The 25940-nt window shown below is 43.2% G+C and carries 18 protein-coding genes; 10 read left to right on the plus strand and 8 right to left on the minus strand.

Features of this window, described 5'->3' with window-relative positions:
* Positions 1-75 precede the first annotated feature (75 nt).
* From AC4MDD_RS15840 to AC4MDD_RS15865, 6 genes are all read left to right on the plus strand, one after another.
* The gene (locus tag AC4MDD_RS15840) at positions 76-1917 is read left to right on the plus strand and encodes a monovalent cation:proton antiporter-2 (CPA2) family protein (RefSeq protein WP_491881994.1); all 1842 of its coding nucleotides are present in this window, start codon (positions 76-78) and stop codon (positions 1915-1917) included.
* 50 nt (positions 1918-1967) lie between these two features.
* Complete coding sequence (gene hslO / locus AC4MDD_RS15845; protein WP_004978815.1) at positions 1968-2843, plus strand: Hsp33 family molecular chaperone HslO; 876 nt, start codon at positions 1968-1970, stop codon at positions 2841-2843.
* A gap of 199 nt (positions 2844-3042) precedes the next feature.
* Complete coding sequence (locus AC4MDD_RS15850; RefSeq protein ID WP_491881995.1) at positions 3043-3495, plus strand: DUF2147 domain-containing protein; 453 nt, start codon at positions 3043-3045, stop codon at positions 3493-3495.
* A 144-nt stretch (positions 3496-3639) separates the two neighbouring features.
* Entirely contained in the window at positions 3640-4593 is a 954-nt protein-coding gene (locus AC4MDD_RS15855) for a DnaJ C-terminal domain-containing protein (protein WP_004692661.1), read from the plus strand.
* Positions 4594-4603: 10 nt separating this feature from the next.
* Positions 4604-4960, plus strand: coding sequence for a chaperone modulator CbpM (locus tag AC4MDD_RS15860; RefSeq protein WP_491881996.1), 357 nt, complete (start codon positions 4604-4606; stop codon positions 4958-4960).
* Between the two features lie 72 nt (positions 4961-5032).
* Positions 5033-5293, plus strand: coding sequence for an HP1242/YdcH family protein (locus AC4MDD_RS15865; protein WP_004692664.1), 261 nt, complete (start codon positions 5033-5035; stop codon positions 5291-5293).
* 101 nt (positions 5294-5394) lie between these two features.
* Here the strand turns inward: AC4MDD_RS15865 and AC4MDD_RS15870 are convergent, their stop codons facing one another.
* From AC4MDD_RS15870 to rpsO, 4 genes are all read right to left on the minus strand, one after another.
* Entirely contained in the window at positions 5395-6096 is a 702-nt protein-coding gene (locus AC4MDD_RS15870; protein WP_219349264.1) for an IS1-like element ISPa14 family transposase, read from the minus strand.
* Positions 6097-6209: 113 nt separating this feature from the next.
* On the minus strand, positions 6210-7445 hold the full coding sequence (locus AC4MDD_RS15875; protein WP_078425728.1) for a magnesium transporter CorA family protein: 1236 nt from the start codon (positions 7443-7445) through the stop codon (positions 6210-6212).
* A gap of 142 nt (positions 7446-7587) precedes the next feature.
* Positions 7588-9675 (minus strand): polyribonucleotide nucleotidyltransferase, encoded by a 2088-nt coding sequence (gene pnp, locus AC4MDD_RS15880; protein WP_491882630.1) that lies wholly within the window; start codon positions 9673-9675, stop codon positions 7588-7590.
* Between the two features lie 260 nt (positions 9676-9935).
* A complete protein-coding gene (gene rpsO, locus AC4MDD_RS15885) occupies positions 9936-10205 on the minus strand; it encodes a 30S ribosomal protein S15 (RefSeq protein ID WP_004692669.1) in 270 nt (89 codons plus the stop codon).
* 241 nt (positions 10206-10446) lie between these two features.
* Between rpsO and AC4MDD_RS15890 the strand changes: the two genes are divergently transcribed.
* Positions 10447-11745, plus strand: coding sequence for a serine hydrolase domain-containing protein (locus AC4MDD_RS15890; protein WP_491881997.1), 1299 nt, complete (start codon positions 10447-10449; stop codon positions 11743-11745).
* Positions 11746-12443: 698 nt separating this feature from the next.
* Here AC4MDD_RS15890 and recD read toward each other — a convergent pair.
* The 3 genes from recD to AC4MDD_RS15905 are packed head-to-tail and all read right to left on the minus strand — an operon-like array spanning position 12444 to position 21704.
* Positions 12444-14228 (minus strand): exodeoxyribonuclease V subunit alpha, encoded by a 1785-nt coding sequence (gene recD, locus AC4MDD_RS15895; protein WP_491882631.1) that lies wholly within the window; start codon positions 14226-14228, stop codon positions 12444-12446.
* A 39-nt stretch (positions 14229-14267) separates the two neighbouring features.
* Positions 14268-18020, minus strand: coding sequence for a UvrD-helicase domain-containing protein (locus tag AC4MDD_RS15900; protein ID WP_491881998.1), 3753 nt, complete (start codon positions 18018-18020; stop codon positions 14268-14270).
* Positions 18021-18023: 3 nt separating this feature from the next.
* Positions 18024-21704 (minus strand): exodeoxyribonuclease V subunit gamma, encoded by a 3681-nt coding sequence (locus tag AC4MDD_RS15905; RefSeq protein ID WP_491881999.1) that lies wholly within the window; start codon positions 21702-21704, stop codon positions 18024-18026.
* A 178-nt stretch (positions 21705-21882) separates the two neighbouring features.
* Here AC4MDD_RS15905 and AC4MDD_RS15910 point away from each other — a divergent pair, with 178 nt between their 5' ends.
* Positions 21883-22425 (plus strand): hypothetical protein, encoded by a 543-nt coding sequence (locus tag AC4MDD_RS15910; RefSeq protein WP_004692676.1) that lies wholly within the window; start codon positions 21883-21885, stop codon positions 22423-22425.
* A 53-nt stretch (positions 22426-22478) separates the two neighbouring features.
* Here the strand turns inward: AC4MDD_RS15910 and pap are convergent, their stop codons facing one another.
* Positions 22479-23906, minus strand: coding sequence for a polyphosphate:AMP phosphotransferase (pap, locus tag AC4MDD_RS15915; protein WP_234965199.1), 1428 nt, complete (start codon positions 23904-23906; stop codon positions 22479-22481).
* Between the two features lie 195 nt (positions 23907-24101).
* On the opposite strand from pap, the gene AC4MDD_RS15920 reads away from it, so the two are divergent.
* Both AC4MDD_RS15920 and ubiE read left to right on the plus strand, forming a co-directional pair.
* Positions 24102-24806: a DUF8198 family protein gene (locus tag AC4MDD_RS15920; RefSeq protein ID WP_114836923.1), complete on the plus strand. Its 705-nt coding sequence runs from the start codon at positions 24102-24104 to the stop codon at positions 24804-24806.
* Positions 24807-24973: 167 nt separating this feature from the next.
* Positions 24974-25918: a bifunctional demethylmenaquinone methyltransferase/2-methoxy-6-polyprenyl-1,4-benzoquinol methylase UbiE gene (gene ubiE / locus AC4MDD_RS15925; protein ID WP_039890287.1), complete on the plus strand. Its 945-nt coding sequence runs from the start codon at positions 24974-24976 to the stop codon at positions 25916-25918.
* Positions 25919-25940: the final 22 nt, after the last annotated feature.

The following is a 25940-nucleotide window of genomic DNA, read 5'->3' on the forward strand; positions in this document are numbered from 1 at the left end:
CGTGAATAAGGTTTAGACCTGAGTCGCGTTCTCCCTTAAACTTCCAACATAAAGAAAAAAATTTAGGACAGGGCAATGTCTCTACTGCTTCAAATCACCCTCTTTTTGGCTGCGGCACTGATGATCGTTCCGTTGGCTAAACGGCTGGGGATTGCCACGGTACTCGGCTATTTATTTACAGGCATCTTACTCGGTCCCAGTGTATTCAATGTCGTCCATGACCCTGAAGACATCCATAAACTCGCTGAGTACGGCGTGATTTTCTTGATGTTCATTATTGGACTCGAACTTCGCCCACAACGTTTATGGGAAATGCGTAAATCCATTTTTGTGATGGGCAGTTTACAAGTAACACTCTGCGGCGTGCTACTGGCGTGCATCGTCTTTTTTGCCCTGCAACAACAGATTGCAGCCAGTGTCGTGATTGGTTTTGCCCTTGCCCTCTCCTCTACTGCGTTTGTGTTGCAGCTGCTCAGTGAAAAACAGCAGCTCAATACCACTTTTGGTCAGCAGTCCTTTTCCATTTTACTCTTTCAAGATATTGCCGCGATTCCGCTGATTGCAGTCATTCCACTCCTTGCAGGGACAAACTCAACCCATCATGGTGTGGCCTACTTTGCAGCGATTGTTGCTACCTTTACAGGCTTGTTTTTATTTAGCCGCTATCTCATGCGCCCTTTTTTCCGCTTTGTGGCCAAAAGTGGCGCACATGAACTGATTACCGCAGTCGGTTTGTTTATTGTCTTAGGCGTAGTCGCGCTGATGGATGTCTTAGGTATCAGTACCACCTTGGGCGCATTTTTAACTGGAGTGTTACTTGCTGACTCTGAATTCCGTCATGAACTGGAAGCCAGTATTGCACCATTTAAAGGTCTACTTCTCGGTCTATTTTTCATGACCGTCGGGATGAGCACGCAAGTTTCGCTGCTGTGGGAAAGCCCAAGTCTGATTGTTGGCGGTGCGTTATTGCTGATGTTGGTCAAACTGCTGGCCTTAACAGCCATCGCTCGCTACTTCGAGTTTTCATGGCGCAATAGTTTGATGCTGGCAACCTGTTTGGCACAAGGCGGTGAATTTGCTTTTGTGGTGCTCAATGTTGCCATGAGTGAACACGTGATTACGCAGGCCATTTTAGAGCCAATCAATTTGATCGTGACATTGTCGATGATTCTGACGCCTATTCTGTACTGGCTGATGAGTTCGTGGGTGGTGCCACTATTCGAAAAAGAAACCACACCCGTCTATGATGAGATTCCTGAACAGCATAACCCGATGATCATTGCTGGCTTTGGCCGTGTCGGACAAATTGTGGCGCGTTTGGTTCACTTACAACACCAAACCTTCACAGCGATTGATAGCAATATCGACAAGGTTGATTTCGTTCGCAACTATGGCGGTAAACTCTACTATGGTGATGCCACTCAACCCGATATCCTGCGTGCAGCAGGTATAGAACATGCCAAAGTGTTTGTGTTAGCCATTGATGATATTGAAGACTCGATGAATGTGGCACGCCATATCCGGCTCAATTATCCAGATTTAAACTTGCTGGTCCGTGCCCGCGATCGACATCATGTACATTTACTACGTGACTTAGGGGTGGAACATATTTGGCGTGAAACCTATTTATCGTCTTTAGGGATGGCCTATTTTGCCCTGCGTAATTTAGGCATTGCAGAACAAGATGCCTATAAGAGCATTGAGTTATTTCGCGATTATGATGAAAAACTGCTCGCACAGCAGCAAAGTATTTATAACGACGAACAGAAGGTCTATGAAACACATCGGAATGCTCTGGCCGAATTAGAACACTTATTTGAAAGTGATACCCAATTGCGCCAAAGCCCTGTGGGTGTTGACCTACAACGTGAGTTACAACATAACCGAATAGATGTAACACGGGATGAAGTAAAATAACTTGTGTTTTACAATATCGTCACCATTAAGACAGGATATTGGAGAAATTTATGTCTGATTTGCGTCAACGCTTTTATATTGAAGATAGTCCTGTTCGTGGTGAAGTGGTTCATCTAGAAGAAACCCTACAAACCATCTTGGCGCAGCGTGATTATGCACCTGCAGTCCAAGTGCTGTTAGGTGAAATGCTTAGTGCCACGGCATTACTTGCCAGTACTTTAAAAATTAAAGGCCGTATTAGTTTACAAATTCAAGCTTCAGGTAGTTTCAAATGGGCCATGGCTGAATGTAATCACCTTGGTGAAGTACGTGCCTTGGCGGATTATGAAGCAGATCCTCGCTTTAATGCTGCCGACAGCAGCAGTACGGTATTGAGCACCCTCATTAGCCCTGTACTATTTATTAATATTGAGCCCGAATTTGGTGAGCGTTATCAAGGGATTGTGGCTTTAGACAAGCCAAATCTTGCGGGTTGTTTAATGCAGTACTATGACCTGTCTGCCCAAATTCCAACGCGTATCGTTTTGGCCAGTTCAGCCCAGCGTGCTGGTGGTTTACTTATTCAGCTGTTACCACGTAACAGTGAAGAGGAACAAGAACGTGTCGATCAAGACTTATGGCCACGTCTGACCATGTTGACTGAAACGCTCAAAATCGAAGAGTTAACCGATTTAGAATCCAGTGAAATTCTTTACCGTTTATACAACGAAGAAGAAGTACGCTTACCTGAAGTTGAAGTACTGAAATTTGGCTGTACCTGTTCTAAAGAACGTTGTGCTCAAGCGCTTGAACAAATTGGCGCTGAAGCCGTTCGTGAAACGCTAGAACATCAAAACCCGATTACCATGGACTGCCAGTTCTGTAACACGCAATATAGCTTTAGTGCAGAAGAAGCCTTGGGTTTATTTGGTGAACACTTAAGCTAAGCGCGTCATGTGCAATAAAAAAAGAGCAACTAAATTGCTCTTTTTTTATGCCTTTGTTCTCATAAAAATAAGATAATTCAAATGATTCATCACTTTTATTCATAGATATTTCACTGGTCACACCGCTTAAATTTCGTTATAAATAAATCCATAATTTTTATATGTCTTTATTTTTCTCTTCCATTGGGGTTTTATCATCATGAAATTTTCTTGCAGTCTTTTCGTACTCAGCAGTTTATGCGCCTTCTCCAGTTTTGCAGCCACCGATCCCTTGGTCGGCAAATGGAAAACTATCGATGATAAAACAGGATACTCTCTCAGTGACGTCATGATTGAAAAAGACAAAAACAATAGCTATAAAGCAGTCATCGTAAGTACGCGTGAAATTCCAGGTGCGGTAAAAATAGAAAACTGTAGCAAGTGTGATGGTGTCAATAAAAATCAGCCCATCGTCGGCATGACAACGCTCAGCCATTTGCAGTTAGACAATGCCAATGATTTGACCTATAACCATGGGCAGTTCCTCGACCCTTTCACAGGGTTACGTTATGACGCATATGCACGACTCAGCAACAATGGTAAGCACTTACGAATTCGAGGAACGTCGACCGAAAATGGCGGTGGGCGCAACATCACATGGGTCAAATATTAAGTATTCCTCATCCATCAAAGCCCCTTTCATCGGGGGCTTTTTTCTTGTCATGTTTTGAAACAATAAGGAACATATCTTTACTGTTGAAATCTGCTGAAAGGCTGAATAATGATTCAAACTTAATCAATTTATTTAATCTTATTTATGCCGAAGAACCATTATGAAATACTCGGTTTAACGCGAGATGCGACCGCCGAACAAATTAAAAAAGCCTATCGAAAATTGGCACGTAAGTATCATCCCGATGTCAGTAAGGAGCCTGATGCTGAAGCACGTATGCAAGAATTGAATGTCGCCTATGACACCTTAAGTGATGAAACGAAAAAAGCAGAATATGACTTTGAACTCGATCATCCGCAAGGCGCACACCAATTCAACCCCAATGCAGGCTTTGGCGGTTTTGAAGAGGCATTTAGGAATGCCCAAGGTGGACAACAGGCACATGATTTTTCAGGATTTGAAGACTTATTTGGCCGTTTTGGTTCAGGTTTTGGAGGATCAAACTATCAATATCAACGCCAAAATAGCACTCGCCATAAAGGCGAAGACCAACATGCGCGTTTAGAGGTCGATCTTGAGGTTGGATTCCACGGTACCACCCAAACCATTACCTTACAGATTCCCACTTTAAATGCCTATGGTGAAGCGGAAATTCAGCGCAAAACGCTGGAAGTTAAAATTCCCAAAGGCATGAAAGAAGGGCAACAAATTCGCTTAAGTGGTCAAGGACAGTCAGGTATTCAGGGTGGTGAAAATGGCGACCTATATATCGAAATTTATTACAAAGATACGGAGACCACACGCGTTGAAGGAGTTGATGTCTATCACCAACTGAATATCAGTCCTTGGGAAGCCGCTTTGGGGCAAAGCATCACCGCCGCGCTACCCAATGGTCGAACATTACAAATTCAAATTCCGAAAAATGCCAAAACGGGGCAGCAACTCCGTTTAAAAGATCAGGGGATTCCAGCCAAAACGGCAGGACATTTATATTTAATTTTAAACATTGTTCAACCTCCTGCGCAAAGTGAGCAAGAACAGCAAGCCTACCAAGCCTTTGCTGAAGCCTTCCCTCACTTTAAGCCGCGTCAGTCTTAAGGAGAAAATTATGACGACTATTCAATATCGTGAAATTATTTTAGACGGATGTCGACACGCTGAAATTGTTGATGAACAACATAGCTTTGATTTAAAGCATTTTGCTGAAGCCTGCGGACAAAGTCCTGAATGGGTTTTACAGCTGTTGGAATATGACATTCTGCCTAACCGACCCGATAACCGCATTCACCAATTTTTTGGTGATGATGTCTCACGTGCACGGCGAGCCTATCGCTTACAACGTGACTTTGATGCCAGCTTTACTGCAGTCGCAATGATGCTGGATTTGATTGAGGAAGTTCAAAAACTTCGTCGTGAAGTAAAACATTTACAACTCACTGACCCAGTTCAAACGACTCAACACTAGTTCTATAAAGAAAGATTGGCGCATGCCTTTCTTTCTTTTTTTATTTTTGAATAAGAGGATTAGACGGCAACCATGAAACTCAAAGTTTGTAATAAAAAGACTAAGCTCATGTTTCCTGAATACCGAGACATGATTCAACAGCTTAGAGAAGACAATCCGCATTTTTCTAAAATGTTTGACGACCATGAAGCTCTCGATCAGGAAATTTGTTTACTCGAACAAGACCCTGTCAGGATTCATCGTGGAGAGATTGAGCCCCTCAAACGCAAAAAGTTGTTCATTAAAGATCAGCTTTATCGGATTTTAAAAGGAGCCCAGTTAAAAACTTCTTAAATTAAATCTCCTTGCGACGCCCATATATCCGAATAATAAATTGAACAAGGATAGCGTCAGCATATAAAGAAACAGGTGGTGTTTCAAAAAGTATGCTGACATTAAATGAAACCATTATTGATGTAAAAAAAGGTTAAGTCGAAGGCTTTAAAATGGTTTTCAATCTTTTTGGAGAAATTACAACTCTTTCTAAAACCGCGCCTAATTCTATGCCTTATTTTACAATTATTACCTTCAATACCTACGGTAAAAAACTTACCAATACTTTGCTTGCAGTTTTTAAAAGCAGTGATGAAACTGTCCCAATGATCACTTGCAATTCGGGTGTAATGAATACCTAATTGTTTAAGCTTTGTCTTCAACCGTTGGACTGTAGCTAAATCTCTCTTACCCCAAACATAAGCAACAATCTCACCTGTTTCTCGATGGTAGGCGTAAATAAGCCATTGTTTATTATTTTTATTTCCAACAAAAGTCCAGAATTCATCTACTTCGAGAGATTCATAATGACTTTGTTTAGGCTGAATTTGATAGGTCGATTCAGTTAAAGTCCGTAAAACTTTACCGATACTAATGCGCTCAACTTCAGCGATATCTCGTATACCGCTGCCTCTGACCATCAACTGTAATATTTTACGAGTAATGCCAGAATTACATCCTAGATAGCTCAGAGCATGGTCACCAATAAACTGACGTTTGCAGTCTTTGCATTGATAGTTTTGTTTCCCATCTACTTTGATGCCATTTTTCTTTATACTGTCACTGAGGCAGGTTGGACATTTGATTTCTAGAGTTATTTGCATTTCTCTATTTTATCAAAATTCAACCTGCTTTTTTTCAGCATACTTTTTGAAACACCACCAAGAAACATATTAAAGCCCATTGGCTTTAATGGTCTATGCGGAAAATCACCGAATTATTTTAATTTGGTGATTTTCTCTAAATCTTTAATGGTGCCCTTCACGGTTTGCTTGATCGGCTCATAATCGATAAACCAAAACAAATTCATATGTTGATCCGCATGCTGCTGTGCCAACATATCAATGACACTTTTTTCGCCACGCCCGACCAAATGACGTCGATAAAAATAATACAGCAGAATCAATGTCGTCATTAACATGATACCCAACATGATCCAAAACCCTGTGGGAGACTTCAGCCCCGGAATAAACTCGAAGTTCATACCATACACCCCTGTCAGTAAGGTCAGTGGTGCAAAAATCGCGGTAATAATGGCTAAAATCCGCATATTTTCATTGGTTTGATTGGCTATGGCTGAAAAATGTAGATCGATAGCTGCTTGCACTGCATTTCTCAAGCGAATGGTATGCTTTTGAATACGTTCAATATGACTGGTTAAATCATCGACACGTACCAGCATGATGTCTTGTTTTTCACTACGTTTTTTCCCTTTCAAGTGCGAATAATTATCGACAATTTCATCGCGTAATTCCTGCAAAGTTTCGATTTGCTCTTCGCACAAATTTTCCACTTGTTGGAAAGCCATATTCTCTTGCAACAGTTGATGCCACTTGGTAAAACGACGATGGCCTTGTAAAAGCTCTTGCTGCCAAAACTCCACTCGACGCGTCAGCGGAACACGTAAATCAAGATAACCATCCACCATGTTATTGAGCAGTCTCAAGGTCAAATCTAAAGGCGTTGCGGGTAATTTTCTTGGCTTATTATGTTCCTCAATCGGACGGCTCAACACCGTTTCCATACGCTGAATATAGCTTTCAACTTCTTTATTACCCTGCTCTCTAACCGTAATCAAAACTTGCGGCGTGAGCATAAAGCTAATCGGGGTCGTCGCCAGACCAAAGACCCGTTCATGTTTTTCAGTCGCTTGAGTATCAAACTTAATTTGATCATCGGGTGTGATCAGCTTACGAAAGATCAGCAAGTCGTAATCTTCCAAAGTGTCAAAGGCACAAGGGTGTTCTAAATTTAGAATGTCACGCAGATGATATTCATTCATCCACAGTCCCGTTGCCGCATAAATGTCCTGCTGCCAATGTTCTGCCCGATTGACCACATCGTCACGGCTACACTCCACCCAAATAAACTCGGCTTCCTGCTCTGCAATCGGCTGTTTCTGCACATAGGTATGCTGTGCGGTGGGATGTTGATAGAAATAATAGCTTTGCATATCTCATTTATTATTGTCTGTCTTAGCCAGCATGATGCCATAAAAAAAGCCCTGAGCAAGCCAAAGTTTAAATTGGCCAAGCTCAAGGCTTTTCTAAGACAACTCAATTCACATGGCAAACACCATGTGAATTGACAAGAGATTAAACTTGTTCGATGTCTTTCATTGTCAATTTGATACGACCACGGTTGTCTACATCCGCAACTTGTACCTTAATTTCTTGACCTTCTTTCAACACGTCTGCCACGTTTGCAATACGCTCGTTCGAGATTTGTGAAATGTGAAGTAAGCCATCAGTACCTGGAAGGATGTTTACAAACGCACCGAATTCAACGATACGAATGACTTTACCGACGTAAATTGTACCCGGCTCAATTTCAGCAGTAAGTGCTTGGATTTTTGCAACCGCAGCAGCAGCAGCGGCTTTAGTTTCACCAAATACACGAACAGTACCGTTGTCTTCAATATCAATAGCAGCTTTGGTTTCTTCAGTAATGGCACGGATGGTCGCACCACCTTTACCGATTACATCACGGATCTTGTCTGGGTTGATGTTGATCACTTGGAATGTCGGCGCATGCATTGAAATTTCAGGACGAGCACGTGAAATCACTTGGTTCATTTCATTCAAGATATGCATACGACCCGCATACGCTTGGTTCAATGCCGCTTCCATGATCTCTTCAGTGATCCCTTCGATCTTGATATCCATTTGAAGTGCAGTAATACCGTTCGCAGAACCAGCTACTTTAAAGTCCATGTCACCTAAGTGATCTTCGTCACCCAAGATGTCAGAAAGAACTGCGAAACGCTCGCCTTCTTTCACTAGACCCATTGCAATACCTGCAACTGGCGCTTTCAATGGAACACCTGCATCCATAAGTGATAATGAAGCACCACACACAGAAGCCATTGAAGATGAACCATTTGATTCAGTAATATCCGATACGATACGAATTACGTACGGGAAGCGATCAGCCGCGGGAAGAACTGCTTGAACACCACGACGTGCCAAACGACCGTGACCAATTTCACGACGCTTAGGACCAGATTCACGACCTGTTTCACCGACAGAGTATGCAGGGAAGTTGTAGTGCAACATGAAGTTGTCAGTTTTCGTACCTGCAAGGGTATCAACCATCAACGCATCACGTGTATTACCTAAAGTCGTTGTTACCAATGCCTGAGTTTCACCACGTGTGAACAATGCAGAACCGTGAGCACGATCTAACACACCAACTTGAACATCAATTGCACGTACAGTTTTTGTATCACGACCATCAATACGTGGCTTCCCAGACAAGATGTTGTCACGTACTGTGCGGTATTTTAAGTCTTCAAATAATTCGTCAACTTCAGCACCAATACCAGTTTCATCTTCTTCAGGAACAAACTGAGCAACAGCTTCAGCGTGAAGCGCATCTAATGCTGCATAACGCTCTTGCTTAACAGCAATTGTGTATGCTTCAGAGATTTTCGCTTCGAATGCTTCTTTCAATTTACCAAGAAGTTCTTCGTTTTTAACTGGCGCAACCCAAGTAGATTCAACTGCGCCCGCAGCTGCAGCAAATTCTTTAATCGCTTGAATTGCGATTTGCATTTCGTCATGACCGAAAAGTACAGCGCCTAACATTTGGTCTTCAGAAAGCTCTTTCGCTTCAGATTCAACCATCAATACAGCAGCTTCAGTACCTGCAACCACAAGGTCAAGATCAGATTCCTTAAGCTGTTCTAAAGTTGGGTTAAGGATGTATTCGCCGTTGATTAAACCAACACGTGCGCCTGCGATTGGGCCTGCAAATGGAACACCAGCAATAGACATCGCAGCTGAAGCGCCCAACATTGCAGCGATATCGCCTTCCATAGTTTTGTCAGAAGAAATAACAGTCGCTGTTACTTGGATTTCGTTGTAGAAACCTTCTGGGAACAATGGGCGGATTGGACGATCAATAAGACGTGAAATTAAAGTTTCAGCTTCAGACTGACGACCTTCACGCTTACCGTAACCACCTGGAATACGACCTGCAGCATATTGTTTTTCTTGGTAGTTAACAGTCAACGGGAAGAAGTCTTGGCCTGCTTTTGCTTTTGGTTGAGCAACGATTGCAACAAGAACCTGTACACCACCCATGGTGATCACAACAGTGTTCGCTTGACGAGCAACACGACCCGTTTCTAAAACAACCGTGTGTTGACCATATTGGAATTCTTTACGAATAATATTAAACATAGACATGTATTTTTCTTTCCTGATTTTTATTCTAGTGGAGACCCCTAAGGTTTGGCATTCACATTGCCATTTCAGGCAACTGTATAAATGACAAAGCTTAGAAGCCGACCTCACCAGAGACTAAAAATATAATTTTAAGACACAAAGAAGGAGCGAAACATTCGCCCCTTCCCCATTACCTCACAGAAGCAAGGTAGACTTTCTTTTTCAGTAATAAAGCATTCAAAATGCGATAGTCCGAAAATAAAAGTTTAATCGAATTAACGACGTAAACCTAAAGCAGCAATCAAGTCGCTGTAACGAGTAGCGTCTTTACCTTTAAGGTAATCAAGAAGCTTACGACGTTGGTTAACCATACGGATAAGACCGCGACGGCTATGGTGGTCGTGTTTGTGCTCTTTGAAGTGACCTTGTAAATCATTGATTTGAGCAGTTAAAAGAGCTACTTGAACTTCTGGTGAACCAGTGTCGTTTTCAGCACGAGCAAATTTAGCAATGATCTCTGCGCGATCTGCGTTTGTTAAAGCCATTCGATTTCTCCGAGATGCTTATAAGTTACATTTGATACAAATCAAATTGATTCTTCAAAACCAAGTTGACTGCCGTGCATCACTACAGCAAGGCATTATTTTAAGGGATCTAGCGCTATATTGCAAAAATGTTTTATGTTCGCAGTCAATTCGGCAACTGACGGCTTTGCACAAATCATGACAATTCTGATTTTCAGTATCAGACTCAAATCCAATAAAAACGAAAAATAGAGAGAAATTTGTGAAAATTTTATCTGCCAATACCTGTTATGTCCCCCATGACCTCAACCACGTGATTCGTTCTAAGGATGAGGTCTCCGCTACCTTGGGTGGCATGAATGACGCACAAATTCAAAGCATTTGGACCAGTATAGAGTCCCTATATAAAACAGGAAACTACCCTTTCATCAGCCTCTGTTTACGTCGTCAGGGACAAATATTGTTAAACCGCAGCATTGGTTATGCGCAAGGCAATTCACCCGATGGTTTAGCGGTAGATGCAAAAATTGGCACACCCGACACCCCAGTTTGCTTATTTTCCGCCTCTAAAATCGTTACAGCCATGCTGATTCATATGTTGGATGAAGGCGGCGATCTGAATTTACTCGATCCGATTAGCCACTATATTCCCGAATATGGCGTAAACGGTAAACGTCGTGCCACCATTTTCCATTTGCTCGCTCATCGTGGTGGCATTCCGCGCATTGACAGCAAAGTCACACCTGAACTGTTGTTTAATCAAGATCAAATTTTAGAACGTCTTTATGCGGCACAACCCGTTTCAGCTTCGGGCACGCATCTGGCGTATCATGCCGTGACGTCGGGTTATATTTTAGGGGAAATTATCAAGCGGGTAACGGGTCAAACAGCCCGCGAGTTTCTTGCTGAAAATATCGAAAAACCCATGGGCTTAGATTACTTTAACTATGGTTTAAAACCTGAGTATCGAGCGGATGCCGCTTTAAACTATGCCACAGGTCTACATCCACGTTTAGGCACAGACCATTATCTTAATCGGGTACTGGGTGGTGGTTTACAGTTGGCGGTCGATGTGACCAATGATGCGCGCTTTATGGACACGATTTGCCCAGCGGGCAACATTTATACCAGTGCGGAACAAGCTAGTCGTTTCTTTGAAATGCTCTTGAGTGGTGGCGAATACCAAGGCAAACAAATCATGAGTGCCCAAACGGTATTTCGCTCGACCTTGGCCACGTCAGGAGTCAGTTTAGATCGGACATTATTAGTTCCGATGCGTTATGCCTTAGGCCCAATGTTAGGGAGTAATCCTATTGGGTTATTTGGACCCATGACTGGGCAAGCCTTTGGACATCTCGGGTTTTCCAATATTCTCTGCTGGGCCGATCCAGAACGTGATATTAGCGTATCGCTATTAACCACAGGAAAATCTGTCGTCGGGACCCACTTACCTGCTTTAGCGAAAACGCTTTATCAAATCTCGAAGCATTGTCCCAAAATCTTAAAGCACCAACGTCGCTCATTATTTGCAACCGATCGAAGCGAAACAGACTTAGTCTGAGCATAAAAAAAAGCCCAAGTAAACTTGGGCTTTTTTGCGCTGTAGTGTTCTTTTATTTTTGTTCTTGTTGTTTTGGTTATCATTATAATAATGCGCTTTTCCGCGTCTTGTATTAAACATTCCATGTTTAATCATTTACATCCTTATGTGACAGATTTTGCCACATCACACAGAAGAAAAAAGTCGCATTTCACTCATCTTCATGTAAGCGATTGCTTACACAAACTCCTGATTTTCTCCATTATTCAACTTAAATTTCTCTAAAAAATGCAATATTAAAAATTTAATTTATTAAAAACAAATTCTTAAATACATAAGAACTAAATTTAAAAAAGCATAAGCCGTGCAATACTGAGACAGTATCTCTTCAATATTCAATCTATAACTGTATTTTATGCTTCAATGAATGAATGGCTATTTTTTGTCACATTTTGCCAATTTATCAGATATAAAAAAGCCTTGTAGTCTCTCCCAAAACTACAAGGCTTAGCGGCTGTAAGTTTCCTCTTTCACCTACTTCACTGTAAGTTCGCTGTCTACTGACGTTATTATTATCTTTTTGCGATTATACTCAACATTCCGTGTTGAGCTCTTTATGTGAAGCCATCTTCTCAAAATCCTCAGCAAAGCTCTATGCGCAAATCTCCTGAATCCCTGTAAGCCATTTCGTACAAAGCTCTTATTTGTTTATTAAATCTTCACAATTGAATTTGTTGATTAATTTTTCTTGATAGACCACTTTCTCGAGTGGTTCGAGTCACCATAGCATGTACGAATGCATCGGCATCGACCAGTAAACTGACCACTTTTTTCGCCCGCGTAATTGCGGTATAAATCAACTCTTTACTGAGTAATTTTTCAGCCTGCCGATCTAAAACCACCGTGGTATGGGTGAACTCAGAGCCTTGAGATTTGTGAATGGTCAGTGCAAAAGCCGTTTCAATATTTTTGGGTAACCGTGTCGCGGCCACCCATTTATCCAAACTAGGGAAATACACCTCAAACTGCAACTTACCTTGTTGTATACGCTGTAAACACAGGCCAATATCGCCATTCGACACCCCCAACTGATAGTCGTTATAGGTCATCATCACAGGGCGTCCTAAATACCACTCACCCTGCTTGATTTGTTTTGATTGTTCTAATAGACGTTGCTCGATTTGCAGATTGAGCTGTTTTAAGCCGAAATGGCCGTGACGTATGGCTGCCAAAATACGGTAATCATCAAAATGTTGAATCACTTTGGGTACGAGAGACTCATTAGGATTTTGCTGATATTGCTTTAAAGCCTCGACATAGCCCTGAAAGCCGAGCATCAACAGATCATAATAATGTTGTAACTGCTCTGCAGATAAAGCCTGCTCAGGCAACAATTCAAGTTGTAGATAATCGACCTTGACCTGATCCAACTCAACCGCCTTCAACGTCGTGGCATTTACTACTTGCTGTTGAAAAGTATGCAATACGCTCTGTTTTTCGGCAGGATGCGTCGTTAAGTCAAAACAAGATTGCTGTTGAATAAATTGTGCCAACTTTCCAATCCGTGCATCTGATTTGAAACGACGGCTATTGACCAAATTGACTCTATTTTCAGCCAAAGCTGGAACCTGTTGTAGATCGGCGAGTACAGAGCCGACATCGACCGAAGCCAACTGATCGGCATCTCCCAATAAAATTAAACGGGCTTGATTCGGCATGGCAGCAAAGAGCATCTGTGCCAAATTTAAATCTAGCATTGACGCTTCATCAACGACAATCACATCATAAGGTAAAGGTTGTCTGCTATGAAAACGCGGTTGCTGCGTATTCCCAAGACCCAAAAGTCGATGTAGCGTCACAGGGTTTAAGTTTTTCAAATCTGGGGTAATGAAGTTTTGTAACTTTTCATCTTGAAAAGAGTTCTGAAGGGCTTCTTTCATGCGCTGCGCCGCCTTACCTGTCGGTGCAGCCATCGCAATACGAATATCAGGCAGACTTTGTTTGAGCACCGCAATAATACGCGCCAAGGTATAGGTTTTCCCTGTGCCCGGACCACCTGTAATGATCGAGAGCGCCTGCTCAGCCACCATAGCCAAAGCCTGTTTTTGGTGTGGATCTTCAAGTAAATGGGCATAAGCTGAAATATCCACTTGCGTTAAGTTTTGTAGTTTTAACCGCGCCACTTGCTGGGCTAAGGACTGCTCTAAAGCCCAATAACGATATAGATATAGTTGCTGTTCATCGTAAACAAACGGCGCTTTTTGTTGCTGTGCCTGCTGTTCATCCATCACCAAATCATCTAAGACTGTGACGGCTTCAGCTGCAACCGAGATACAACTCTCACCGCGTAGCATTGCTTCAAGGACCTGTTGAATCATTTCACTTCGGGTTTCGGTGAACCCTGTTTTACTTAGCGGTGACTGTTGAATAAACTGACTCCAACGTGTTAACCATGTGTCTACCACGGCAGCCTGATCAATACTGGCTTTACGAACATTTTCCACACGGTTATCCTCAAAGTTATCCACAGCTTAATTCTTTGTTTATGAGTGACTAATTTCACTTAATTCAGAAGTTTTGCCTACATGATTTTCAGTAGAAGTATCCTCAGCAAAATGACCCAAGATGGCATCCAATCTTAAAATAAACTCTGGGCTAGCACGCCAACTTAAAACCCCTTGATCGGGCTGCCCATTCATCCCTCTCAAATAAAGATAACTCGCCTGACCAAGATGTTTTTCAATGTCATAGTTCAGCAAATTCACTTTTAAATAGCGATGCAAAGCCACCAAATACAAACCCGCCTGCAACCAATAACTGGCATGTGACATATTCAATTGGATTGCGTCATGATTATAGCTCTGCTGATCCGCCCCTAAGAAGTTACTTTTATAATCGGCGATGTGATAACGCTGACCATCAAAATAAACCAAGTCTATCGAACCTGTCAGATAACGAGCAGAATTGGCTTCATTTAAGTCGAGTAGATCAATGCCGTATTCTTGAAATAATGCCTGTATGCGTTTAATCGCCAGTACATGATCGGACAATGACAAATAAAAAGGAAACTCAGCCAAGTGTTCATCGGCTTTGAGTTGCTTCAACTGAAAACTGTCATGTAAAGGTGTTTCTAGCACATCTGCTAACCATTCTTGCATCCACAGCACCAATTGAGTTTCATCATCCTGCCCAAATTCGTGTTGATATTTGCCCAATAACTCTTGCCACAGTAAGGGGCTATCATTTTTAAAACGACGATGAATTTCCAGTCCCCAGTCACGTGAGTCCTGAAAGTCAATGTGCTCGAAAATTTCGTGCAGGAAGGTTCCCGCAGTCGTCCCCATTGGAAACTGCCGTTTAATCCACGCCAAAGGCTGACTCAGTTCCACATCCTCAAGTACAGGATGATTGATCTCGTCATCCGCACTGCCCACTTTCTCGCTCAAAACAGCTAAGGCATCCATTGCCTCTTTGCGACTCAAATGCTGTGTCAACGCACTAAAACTGGTTTTGGAACGTGGATAAAAACGCTGTTCAGGAAAGGCCAAGGCTTGCAGTTGAATGATCTCTTGCTGCTCGGCTGGCTGTAAACGAATCGGCTTTTCAGTCAGCAGCCCCTCATCACCACTGGCAGGATGTTCAAACAGATTACCGGCTTGGCCACGCCAAAATGCCAATGCCGTATTTGATTTATATTCCTGATCTTGCAGTAAGGCATACACGCGGTGGCTCGCACGGGTCAGTGCGACGTACCATAAGCGATGCTGTTCTGCTTCGGCTCGCTCATTGTGTTGATCAATCGCGGCTGGGTCTAACAGGTTGGCATCATTTACTGCCACGATGCGCTGTAACTCGCTCCGCCCTGTCGTCGGATTGATCTGTTCCAGAGTTGAAAAGTTTAAGGTTTTATTCATTTCCTTAAAGTCTTTGTCGGCACCCAGCAAGAACACAATTTTAAACTCTAGACCTTTGGACTGATGAATGGTCATCAGCTGTACGCCTGTGGCATTGGAAAGTTTGCGTTCCAGCTCCCACTCACGTTCCGCAGGCAAATGCAGCTGTTTGAGATACCAATGATACAATTTCTGCGCGCCTTGGAACTGCTCACTATGTTGGCTCAACAACTCAGTCAAATGCCGCAGATTAACCACAGTCCGTTCGTTGTCTCGGCTTTGGTAAGCCACCAAGTTTTTCCACACTTTAAACAGGTTTAAAGCGTACTGCCATGCACTTAAAAAGCCTTTGTTGATCCACATGTCGCGAATGTCATCAAAATCTGCCATAAACTGGCTCAGACCGTTGGCTTGCTTTTCCAGTTCTAGTAACTGTTTTAAATCAATCGCCAACAGCCGGCTCAAAAGCGCACGGCGAACCTTGGCTTCATCAAAAGGATGCATCATTGCGGTCAATAACGCACCAACATCTTTCGCGACCTGACTTTCAAACACACTGCGTTTAGACGGACGGTTGACCAAAATTCCCAAACGCTCTAGTTCAAACTGAACTTTGTCCAAGCCATCATGGTTTTTCGACAACACCGCGATATCATTTGCACCCATAAACTGTGGCGGATCATCTGCCACATAGAGTTGCTGTTGAATGCCTTGGTTGATTAAATCACGAATTTTCCATGCCACTTGTTGAGCTTCATTTTTTTTATCTTCAAGTAACAGCCAGCGCAGCGGTACATGGTTTTCACCCTGTGTATCGACCAAAGCGGGATGTGGTCGAGTCCATGCTTCTACAGGCTGGTAATAGACCTGCTCACCAAAGTCCTGTTGGCGTTGAAATAAAGCATCCACCACCTGTACCAACATTTGCACAGAGCGATGATTATATTTCAAACTATACTGCTGACCGTGTTTTGCCAAAACATCTAAACGTGCTTTGTTATACGTCAGCATGTCACCCCCACGAAAGCCATAAATGGCTTGTTTTGGGTCACCGACCATAATCATACAGCCTTGATGATAACGCTGTTCATCCCGCCAAATCCGCGCCAACATGTCATCTTGGTCTTGGTTAGTGTCTTGAAACTCATCCACTAAAATGAGCGGATAGCGTGCCTGTACAAACTGAGCAAAGCGCCGGCCTTGTTCGCCCTGTAAGGCTTCTGACAAGGTACGGATTTGCTGAGCAAAGGTCGTTTCACTCTTTTGCTGCAAGACTTGTGGTAATCGCTTTTTCACCTCAGAACTTAAGTGATATTTCAAATACGCATCCAACACATCCAAATTAAGCTCTAGCTCTGCCAACGCGTCTAAGAAACTGCGGACCTGTCGCCACACAGGATGCTGCTCAAACTGTTCTAGTACATCTACAGCACATTTGTTTAAGACTTTTTTCGTCGCAAGGTCAGTCAGATGTTTTAAGGTTTTTTCAAAATGTGGCGCGAATAAAGCATAAGCTCGTTGCTCTTTCAGTGCGGTCAAAAAAGCAGGTAAATCCTGACATAGAATACGCTGCATCAAAGCATCGGTACGCCACTTTTTCCCCAGCACTGCATGGTATTGCCCTTCGGGTGCATAATAGTCTTTCAAGCTTTCAATCTGCGCCACATCCAGCGCGGTAAATTGATCAATGGCCTGCTCAAATTGCGTCAAATCAAGCACAGGTTTTTCTACCTGTTGAAACTGTGCCGACGCAAAGTTCAGACTATTTTCAACAATTGGCACATAAGCCTGTTCGGTTTTTAATTTTTGTTTTAACAGTAAATAATTCACCACAGGCTGTGGCTGTGCCTGAATCCACTCGCGTAACACATCATGAATGAGCTGCTGAGTATAACTCTGCGCATCATCGGTGATATCTGCACGCTCAATCTTGCCACTTTCAAAAGAAAACTCACGCAATAACTTTTGACTAAAACTGTCCAATGTCCCGACAAATAACTCATCTAACTGATCGATCACCAACTTCAAACGCTCTTGGGCAAAACCGACCCGCTGGGCATAGTCTGTGAGTGCTTTGATAAAAAGCGGATCTTGTTCAACAGCTATTTTGGCCTGTATTTCTCGCTCGGTCAGACTCTGGCAACCTTCAAAATAACGTAAAGTTTCAACCAAGCGTGCCCGAACGCGACTTTTCAGCTCCGCAGCGGCAGCACGGGTGAAGGTGGTTGCAATGACCTGATTCGGCAAATAGGCCCCAAGAAAAATACGCACCATCAAACTGGATAAAGTAAAAGTCTTGCCTGTGCCTGCTGAAGCTTCAATCCAATGCAAGCCCTGAAAGCTCATATCGGCAATGGGTTGATAAGACATGTTCGATGTAGTGACCTGAGACTGTGCTTTCATGACTTAGTCCTCAAGGCTTTGCTGATGCAAAAATATCGGATGATATAGTTCATAAGAAAACTGCTCGCAGGCATGGGCAAGTAATGCTTTGGCATCCTGCTCTTGTAAAATAAACTGCCAGTCGCGGTGTGCTTTATTGGCTTCATTTTCAGTCATTGAAAAACCACTAAAGCGACCATCTTCTTCCCACACTTTATAAATGGCGTCCATGTCCGCAATCACCATCTGCTCCTGATCATTCAGTTGCCATTCATGCGTTTTATCTTTTTCTGCAATTTTCAGTAACAAGGCCGCAGGTAAAACCAAAGGCTGAGTTTGTGCATACTCCCATGCTTTCAACCAAGGTTTGAGCCATTCACGCGCCTGATTTGAACTCACACCAGTACATAAAATGGTTCGGTCACTAAACACCACGATGCGTTGATATTGCTGTCCGCCCTCACCCAAATTGACATAAGCCAACCACAGTAAATACTCTAACCAAACTTTGGCACGGCGCTTTGCCCGAGCACTGGATGCTTCTACACTGACCCATTTTTCAGCACTAAATTTGGCTAGGGTGACATTGATTTGCAAATGTTCATTCACCTTCCAGACTTGTTGGGTCGTGGCTGTGGCCTCGGGTGCATAGCGTTGTAAACGTGCCAGCAAGCGCTGCTGTTCAAGCACGCTCATTTGCCAGACCCCATCTTGAACTTTACCAATCGGCAGTTGATCCATCAAAAGATTGGCATCTGCCGCTGCCTCATGTTGTTGTAAAAAATGACGAATGGCATAACGTCCTAAACCATCGAGCAGTAACGGCTCTTGCGTTGCAGGAACCTCTTCTGGTTTTAAGTTTTCCACGCCTAAAGTCTTGAGATAAAGTCGTGCAGGGAAAGTGATGTCCTGAATCCACTGCTGACTGTCGAGCACTTGAATGTCTTGCTCTAATTTTGGATAAGGCGTGTTGACCCAACTGCTCCGCTGTCCCGATGCATGTTGTAGTTGTTTCGCAACTTGAAACCATTGGTCTTGAAAACGAATACTGTGCTCAGACTCAAAACCACGCGGATCAAAAGGCAATAAAGGATGGACATGATACAGCGATGCCAACTGTGCAGGGACAGTCACACCATGCTTATCAACCGTTGCATTGACACTCTTGCTTTGTATGTCAGGCTGCACAATAAAGGCCATATGCTGAATCAGTTCTTGCAATACCGTAGACGGATCACGGACTTCACCATCGTTGATATCAAAGCCATTATAAAATAACCATATGTTCTCTTGTGCCAACAACAAGGCATCTAGAAAAGCCCCTTGATCATCTTCCAAACGGGAACGATCTCCCAGTTGTGGCTTCAGCAAGTCCATCAGGTCAAAAGGCAAATGCGCACTGCGGTTGGGAAACTTGCCACTGTCCAAGCCCAACATCACGATCAACTTATACGGCACAGGTCGAATCTGGCCAATTTGACTAAACGTGATCTGCCCCGTGGGTTCTGCATAGTCCAGTTGCGCTTCTAAGGTCTTTTGGATTTCTTCTAATACATAAGGCAAAGGTAAACTTAAACTGCGCAGTGCATGATGGTCGTGTTCGTCATAGAAACTCGCCAAGGTCAGCATACGTTCTTGTTTTTTGACCATCTTATACACTGCGGCCAAAGACTCGACACCTGAGGCTTCAAACTCGCGAATATCTTCCATCAAACGATTCAGCCAAGTTTCCGCAGTTGTCCTTTGTCCAGTTTCATGCGCGATCATCCACTCGGAACGGTGTTTGAAATCCTGATAAATTTCAATCAAAACACCAATCAGCTCAAAATCACTCGACTGTACTTGGGCATAGCTTAAGGTCTCATGAAACAGCACATGCTCTGGTACAGCGACGCCTAAAGCCAAACGATCTAAGGCAAACTTCAGACTATAACGATAGTCTTCATCCCCTTCGACCAAACTGCGTTTTAAATGTTCAGCATCCAATCCACGCTTAAAGCCTGCGTTGATCAACAACTCCGTCATGCGCTCGATCATATTCATGTCTAAGCCATAACGTTGCTGCGTTGCATTTAAACTGAGCCAATCAGCAAAGTCCTCAATACTGAAACGCCCCCGTACCAAGACCATCCGTCCCAGTACAGCACGCCATGCATTTAAAGCATCAAGTTGAGTCACGCCGGCCAGCTTAATAGGCAAATAAATACTGTCTTTACTGAGTTGGTGACCTTTTTGCAAAGCTTCACGCTCATGCGGAGGAGGTGCAAAAACACTGCGAATAAAAGGTTCTAGCTCAGTTAAACTGGGCGTCAACACCAAAATATCGCTTGGACGTCGCGGTGCATCAGCCGTGCCCTGAGCCAACCAATGCGTCAGTTGATCTTTGAGGACTTCAAGCTGTCTGAGGCTGGAGTGACAGACATGAATCTGTATCGAATCATCCTGTTCAGCCAAGGCATACTGATGCTGCGTAGGCTCCACCAAATACAGGACATCGGACTGAATTTTACCAAGTAAACTTTCTGGGTATTCATCAACAAAGACATCGGCCCACACCCCATCTTCACCTGAAGAAAGGCTGGAAAGTAAAGAGAAATGGTCGCGCGCTTGTTTACCCAATCGGGTCAGTAAAGGATGGCGAGATTCTCGGGTTTCTGCATTAAAATTGAGGGTAAACTCATCAAAAAACTGCTGAATCTCTGCATCATTGGCATTTGGATTTTTTTCAATAAAACGCTGCTTCACCCGTGCGTCATAACGCGCTTTCCAGTTGGGGTCGACACTGTCCGCCCAATATTCTTGTGACGGGTTATAGTGAAAAATAAAGATATCGAGGTATTGCCCCAATCGATGCAAAAACTCCAATTGCTTTGGTGGTAAATCTAAAACCGTAAACACCACCAGCTGAGCAGGTAACTTTTTAAGCGCAGCGTCTCGGGTCTCGGCTTGATCGAGTAAGTCCCAAAATGCAGTATCAATACGCTGAATTTGTTCAAAGTCAGCATGGAACACCACTTGCCAGAGCCAACGCTGCCACGCTTCCAATTCATAAGCTTGATTGAGTTGAAAAGTACTGAGTTCTTGCTGAGTTTTAAAAAACATCTGCTCCAAATCGAGCGGCTGGTTTTTGCCCCACGCTTGTAACCAATTGGTCTGGCAACGGCAACTTTGCGGTGGACAACCTTTGGTGCAATGCCCACGATAATCCATATAAAAACTAAATAGCCGTGAAACCTGCTCCGCGACCCAATACAGCATGCTTTGTTTTTTCAGCTGTTTATCAATACCCTGTTGCAAACGGTCAGCACTGGCATAGATACGCTGAATAATCGGATACAACGGATGGGCAACCTCTAAAGGATTCAGCTCAGCTTGTATAAATTCTTTTAAGGCTTGGAAGACACGCCATTTAATAATCAATCGCGGAATATTCGCTTTACGGACTTCGTCTTTTTGATCGACCAAAACCCACTGATAAGCCGCCCATTGAAAACCACGAATACGATGATGAAACTGCGTGTTGGCACTGATGCCCTGCTGCTCCGCCAACTTTTGTGTTAGCCAGGCCTCAACCGCAGGTGAAGGTACAATAAAGTGCTGTGCTTGCAACACTTGAAAGGCATTTTTGGCTGGTTTAAAGACGGTTTTTTGCATGGCCTGCAACAGAACATCAATACGCTGACTTTGTATTACGTGTATCGCCATGTTTCCTCTCAAATAACCATCTTATGAAAAATCTACAAAAGTACACAGATTATTGACTATACTTCTAGTTCTGTCTATGTCACTTTGATGACATATTTCTATTTAAAATTTGCTTTAAAATACGCACTTTAAGCAAAACTAGAATCAATGTGAATCAGGATATTTTAGGATTTAGAAAATGAAATTAGAGCACATTCCAGAAAAAATTGATCCCTCTTTAAATTTAGAACAAATCCGCGAAGAATGTTTGGACTTAGTCAAAAAGCGCGCCTATTTTTCCGCAGGTGCAGCGGTTATTCCAGTCCCTTTCCTTGATGTGGTGATTGATGTGGGCATATTGTCGCAGTTGATTCCCGAAATTAACGCCCGCTTTGGCCTAACCCCTGAGCAAGTCAGTGTTTACGACCCAGAAACCAAGCAAATACATTGGTCAGAACTGCGTAAACGTGGCGTGGAGTTCTCTGGACTGGTGGTGGCACGTACAGCCGTGAAGAAATCCCTCAATAACATGGCAGCCAAATACATCACCAAACAAGTCACTAAATTCATTCCTCTTGGTGGACAGATGATTGCGGCTAGCTTGGGTTATGTCGTGATGAAAAAAATTGCGGAAACTCATGTGGAAGAGTCGTATAAGCTCGCCAAAGGCATTCAACTGAAACAAGCCGCCGAACAAGGTGTTCCTGTTGCAGCGCCAGTGACCCAAATTCCCTTAAGTTAAAGAACTAAATCCACCTCTATAAAAAACGGTCAAATGACCGTTTTTTATGCTTTTTAATCTGTGTCGCGATCCGCTTTGAGCTGTTTTAAAATTGCCCTTAAGACTTCAATTCGGGCCTGTTGTTTATCATTGGTGGAAATAATATACCAAGGCGCATAACCTGTATCGGTATGTGCAAACATATCCGCGGCTGCCTTTAAATAGTCATCCCATTTGTCGCGATTGCGCCAATCTTCTTCGGTAATTTTAAAACGTTTATGCGGAGTACTTTCGCGGGCTTTAAACCGCGCTGCTTGTTCATCTTTATCAATCGCCAGCCAAAACTTAATCAGCACGGTTTGGCTGTTGCTAAGGTTTTTTTCAAAACGATTGATTTCCGCATAAGCGCGTTGCCACTCTACCTCGGTTGCGAAGCCTTCTATCCTCTCTACCAAAACGCGTCCATACCACGTCCGATCAAAAATAGTGATGTCATCCGACTGTAACTTACTCCAAAAACGCCACTGGTAAGGACGGCGTAACTCATACTTTTCAGGTGCGGCAATGGTATGAATTTCATATTCTCGCGGGTCGAGCTTTTTCACGATGCGCTTAATCGCCCCCCCTTTCCCAGCGGCATCCATACCTTCAAAAGCGATCACCACTTTACGATCATCACAGCGGATGGCATCGGCCACTTGTTTAGTGAGTTTTTTTAACTCTGCTTTATAGTTTGCATCCTCAGCTTGAGGGGCTTCAAACTGAGTCAGAATATCCGGTATCGGTGCTTGCTGCCACTTTAGCGCGGCCTTTTTTTCATGCTCTGGGCAGTGTCGTAGTGCCGTTAAAATCGCTTGTGCAAAATTGTGATTACGCAAATCTTCATCTTCACCATCAATGATTTGCCAGTCATCGGTGAAGCGCGTACGTAGCTTTTGTAAGGTGTCATATTGTTTTTTATTGCGCCAGTCTAGCCCATGCAATTTATGCCAATGCACTTCGCTCGGGTCCATGTCATCCAGACGCTTTTGCAAAGACTTCCATGACAAATCGAACCAAACTTTTAAGACATCTACGTTGTTATTTTTTAAGTCCTGCTCAAAGGCTCGCATATTGCTGACGTATTCATCAAACAAAGTGTCGTCCAAAGGCTTTGAAGCATGCATAGCCGTAGCCAACAAATCCCCATACCAATTACCAAACCACACCATAATTTGCCCTTCGGCAGGTACAAATCGAGTATAGGGCTGCCAAAAAGGCTGTTTTAGATTAAACAAGTGCGGTGGATCGGCTTTGACATATAAAAAACGCGGATCGACCCATTCGCGCAGCTGTTTCACCGCTTCGCCTTTACCCGCAAGTTCAATTCCACTGACCAAAATCACTAAACTTTTTGCATTGCTCTGATCACGGGTATTCATCAACGCATATTGCGCTTCAATTAAGTCCAGTGAAAGCTGTTCTTCGTTCAGCACTGTACTGGCGATCGTTTCTGTATCCATTACCCCTCCTTTTTTCTATTTAATCAGATCACTAGATCCTAAAAGATGATGGTCTAGATGATTTTCATATGTATCTTTTGACTACTTCTACATCAAACTGACCACAAATAAATAGTTTTTTTGTCACTTTGTCATAGCGAGTTCCGTCATCACGCACTAAGATTTAGCTATCTTTAAATAGAACTGAGACAGCAAATGTCCAAACTCGCCGCCCTCGATGAGCTTTTAGAACAGTATTACCAATTGCATTATCATCAAGATTCGGTGCTCTTCCAACGTTTACAAGATGTGCAAACTTGGCAAAAACAGCGAATGCAGCGTACCCACAACAAAACTTTCACAGAAAAGCAAAATCTGTTGATGGCCGAGTATTTTATCAACCGTTTATATGGTGGCCCAGATTTTGATGCTTTGGCGGGACAAATTGCGCGCTTGAGCAAATATGCGCACAAAGCAGAGAAATTAATTCCTGAAAATGCCATTAAAACCGGTACCTCTGGGGTTGAGTTGGCGATTTTGGCGGTGCGACTGGATGAACAAGTAGCAATGCAATTGCTGAAAGATCACCATCCCTATGAAGCCTTAACCGATGATTTGATGCGCCAAGCCTACTTAAAACTAGAACAAGGCGAAGAACGCTTGAAACAGCTATATTTACTCGATCAATTGGGTAAGAACCTCGATAAATACATGCGCTCTTTTATGGTCTATACCGCTTTTAAGATGTGTAAAGGGACGGCCAACAAATATAACTTCAATATCATGTATGATTTTATGCAAGATGGCTTTTTGGCCATGAAACCGCTAAAGTCGGCGGAGAAATTTGTGAAAGACTTTACTGCGGTGGAACGTCAAATTATTGATAAAGTACATTCGGGTCATCTATACCCATTTCAGTAAATTTCAGATTATTCCTTGATAAAAATAAGGCAGTGGCTGCATAGCTCTGCTGTTTTTCTGTATATTATTCAGCACAATTGCATGATGGTTACTGTACAACGTCCTAGAATCTGTCATCATGCATGCACTGCAACATTTACCCTATTGCTATGTTAGGAGTGACTCCCATGTCGAATGAAAATCAAACGCCTACCGCTACTCAAGAGTCGGCACAAAACACAGACAAAGTGAGTCCATTTTTAACTGAACCATTACCCCAAGGTACGGCGCAAGGTCAACAAAAATCATTACAACAACAGTTGACTGATACCCCAGTGACGGGTTCTGTACCTAAATACAATCTTCCTCGCGGTGCTAACACAGGCAACGTCGGCAATACCACACACTTTGGTTACCAGACGGTGAGCAGTGAAGATAAAGCGCAAAAAGTAGCGGAAGTTTTCCACTCGGTTGCAAGCAAATACGACATTATGAATGACTTGATGTCTTTTGGTATTCACCGTCTATGGAAACGCTTTGCGATCAATATGTCAGGGGTACGTCGTGGTCAACGCGTATTAGATATTGCTGGCGGGACAGGTGACTTGGCTAAAGTGTTTAGTCGTGAAGTCGGCCCTACTGGTCATGTAGTACTTTCAGACATTAATGAATCGATGTTGAATGTGGGGCGTGATCGTTTAATTGATGCAGGCTGTACCAATGTTGACTTCGTATTAGCCAATGCTGAAACCTTAGAGCCATTTGAAGACAACAGCTTTGACCTACTCACGATCTCATTTGGTCTACGTAATGTGACCGATAAAGATGCAGCACTTGCTGCGATGTACCGCGTGCTTAAGCCAGGTGGTCGCCTACTGGTATTAGAGTTCTCTAAACCTGTATTTGAACCGTTTTCAAAACTGTACGACCTATACTCGTTCACCGCACTGCCGATCATGGGTAAAATTATTGCCAATGACTCAGAAAGCTATAAATATTTAGCCGAGTCCATTCGTATGCACCCAGACCAACGCACGCTAAAAGGCATGATGGAAAATGCAGGCTTCCAAAACTGCGACTATCACAACCTGACAGGCGGTATCGTTGCTGTACACCGTGGTTTTAAACTTTAAAATTAAACGTTTAAGGGCAAAT

It is taken from the genome of Acinetobacter sp. CAU_H_29a_1, from assembly GCF_058599505.1.